A 3,128-nucleotide genomic window follows, 5' to 3' on the forward strand; every position below is an offset into this window, starting at 1 on the left:
GGTCGATTGATAGACCCTGGTATCCCAGGACGAACCGGTCCTGCGCACGGCCTTGACGACCTTTTCCGGGTTCATGGCCTGGCCGACCTTTTCCATCTCGCCGGCGATGTGGGTCAGCATCTTGCCTTCGTTTTCCTTCCAGTTCAGGGTCATGCGCAACAGCGGCTGGCCGTTGGCATCCTTGTAGGTCGGGTCCAGCGACAGATAGCAATCGCGATAGGCCATCACCGAGCCGGACATGCCGATGGTCAGGGTGCGCTGGTAGGCATCCTGCACGCTGGCCTTCCATTCGGAACCCCAACTGGGGACTTTCTCGCCGGGCATGGTGCCGGCCTGCTTGATGGGACGGCCACCGTAGCGCACGTGACGGATCGAGGCGCCACCGATGAAGCCCAGCGGGCCATGGTCGAACTGGTCGCCATTGAGGTCGTCCATGCCCACGCCACCGGCGCCGGTGCCGATGAAGGGATTGAATTGCGTACCCTTGGGCATGATCACGTTGATGCCACCGTTGTACTGGTAGGCGAAGTTCTTGCCGACCACGCCTTCACCGGTCACCGGGTCGTAGGGCTTGCCGATGCCGGAGAGCAGCAGCAGGCGCACATTGTGGGTCTGGAAGGCCGTCAGCAGCACCAGGTCGGCGGGTTGCTCGACCTCGCGGCCCTGGGCATCGATGTAGGTGACGCCGGTGGCGCGCTTGCCGGCGGCATCCAGGTTGACCTTGATGACCTGCGCCTTGGTACGCACTTCGAAGTTCTTGCGCTTCAACAGCACCGGCAGGATGGTGGTCTGCGGCGAGGCTTTGGAATACATGTAGCAGCCATAGTTTTCGCAGAAGCCGCAGTAGTTGCAGGGGCCGATGCGCACGCCATACGGATTGGTGAAGGGCTGCGAGGCATTGGCCGCCGGTGCCGGATAGGGATGGTAGCCGACCTCGCGCATGGCCTTTTCCACCAGCGAGGCGCTGTACTGGTATTGCAGCGGCGGGTTGGGGAATTCATCGCTGCGTTCGCCTTCCAGCGGGTTGCCGCCAGCGACGATCTTGCCCTTGAGATTGCCAGCCTTGCCGGAAACGGCCATGACCTTTTCCGAGAAATCGTAGAACGGCTCCAGCTCCTTGTAGGTCACGCCATGGTCTTGGATGGTCATGTCCTCGGGGATGAATTTCTTGCCGTACTTCTGCTCGTAGTGGGAGCGCATTTCCAGCTCCTCGGGCAGGTTGCGGTACATCATGCCATTCCAGTGGAAACCGGCGCCGCCCACGCCATCGCCCAGCAGGAAGGAACCATGCTGGCGGTAGGGGACGGCCACGTCCGAGAGCGTATGACGAATCGTCACGGTCTCGCGCGAGAGGTCCTGGAACAGCGCGCCGCGCACGGAATACTTCAGTTCATCGACGGCCTTGGGATACGGCGTATCGGTATTGGTATCGCGCATGTCGCCGCGTTCCAGCGCCAGCACGTTCAGGCCGGCTTCGGTGAGCTCCATGCCCATGATGGAGCCGGTCCAGCCCAGGCCCACCATCACCACATCCACTTTGTCTTTTTTGATAGCCATGATCAGCCCTTCTCTCCCAGAATCGACACAGGGCCGTATGGATACTTGACGTTGTATTGATCCACCCAGTCGGCGAAGTCGGCGCGCGCACCGGGGAAACCGACCATCTTCCAGCCGCCCATCTTCTGGTTGCCGCCGTACATCGGGTCGGCGAAATAACCTTCCTTGGTATTGCCCAGCATGAAGCTGAAGAAGGTCTTGGCCGGCACGGTATCGAAAGTGATCTTGCCGGCTTCCATCATCTTGAGCACGTCCACCTGCTGGGCCTTGTCGAGTTCGGCGAAGACCTTGCCGTGGTTCTTGCTGCACCAGTCGTTGCAGGCGGCGATGCCCTGGCGATAGATGTCGCGCGGTACCAGCGAGAGCTGGTAGCCCAGTTCGGGCACGCTATCCGGGTGGAAGGGGCCTTGCATGTACCACAGCTTGCCGGCGCCATAGGGGGTTTCCATCTGGCGATCGATGAACTCGGGCACGCCGGTTTCCAGCGCGCCGGCGCCGTACTGATCCGAGGGAATGAGGTGATCGACGGCGGCGTTGAGGAAAGCCCATTCGGGCGCGCTGAAGTAAGTAGGCGTGTAGGCGCGGGGCTTGCCCGGTTCGCTGCTGTCGGCCATGGCCGGCTGGGTCACGGCGACGGTGGTGGCGCCGCCTAGCGTGGTCGCGGCTGGGACGATGGCCAACACCTGGCGCAGAAAGCGCCGCCTGGGCTCTTTATCTTCTGACATGGGTATCCTTTGGATGTGGTTTTGACGAGGGCAATGCGGGACGCTGGCACAACAGGCCATGCAAGGATGAACCCCCTGCGTACCGGATGGACGCGTTCTTGTTGTTATGGTGAGGCCCCTGTGCGGCCGTTTCGGGCACAGCCGCACAGAATGACCATCAGATCGACAGGACGGTGGCACCGCCCTGCTTCAGGACATCAGGCCAGCACTTCGCCGAAGAAGGCTTGCAGCGCCACAGCGGCGCGTTCGGCGGTCTGACGGTGGTAGAAGAAGCCCGGATTGTTGGCATCCGGGTCGGTGAAGGAATGACCGGCCTGGCCATAATTGACCAGTTGCCAATCGATCTGAAGCGCGCTCATCTCATCGATGAAGCCATTGACCTGCTCGCGCGGCACCGACGGGTCTTGCACGCCGTGCAGCACCAGCACCGCGCCCTTGACCTTGCTGGCGGCGGGGGCCGGGGTATCGAGCGCGCCATGCAGCGACACCGTACCGCGCACTTCGCCACCATCACGCGCCAGCTCCAATGCAGCAGTACCGCCGAAGCAAAAACCGCAGGCGCCGAACTTGTCGGCGGCGATCTTCACGAAGGATTGCTGGCCGAACGCCTGCAAGGCAGCCTGCATACGCTTGCGCAATTGGGCGCGGTCCTGCTTCAAGGGGATGATGGCGGCCAGGGCCTGGTCCGGGTTGGCCGGGCGCAGGGTCTTGCCGAACACGTCGGCCACGAAGATGGCATGGCCGGCACCGATGGTGGTGGCGGCGATTTCCAGCGCCTGCTGGCGCAGGCCGAAGTAGTTGGGCACGGTCAACACGCCCGAGGTCTGTGGGCGGGTCTGTGAGAGC

3 protein-coding genes are annotated in these 3,128 nt (G+C 62.6%); all 3 read right to left on the reverse strand.

Translation table 11 applies throughout. The annotated features are described in order from the left end of the window. Window positions 1-1,557, reverse strand: a 1,557-nt coding sequence (locus I5W_RS28620; protein WP_044531800.1) for a GMC family oxidoreductase, incomplete at its 3' end; no start/stop codon positions are given. 2 nt (window positions 1,558-1,559) lie between these two features. Next, a complete protein-coding gene (locus tag I5W_RS28625) occupies window positions 1,560-2,282 on the reverse strand; it encodes a gluconate 2-dehydrogenase subunit 3 family protein (RefSeq protein WP_044531801.1) in 723 nt (240 codons plus the stop codon). Between the two features lie 197 nt (window positions 2,283-2,479). After that, window positions 2,480-3,128 (reverse strand): dienelactone hydrolase family protein (locus I5W_RS28630; protein WP_044531802.1); only part of this gene is annotated, 649 nt, incomplete at its 5' end.

Source organism: Herbaspirillum sp. B65 (genome assembly GCF_000333555.1).
Classification (GTDB): domain Bacteria; phylum Pseudomonadota; class Gammaproteobacteria; order Burkholderiales; family Burkholderiaceae_D; genus Herbaspirillum; species Herbaspirillum rubrisubalbicans.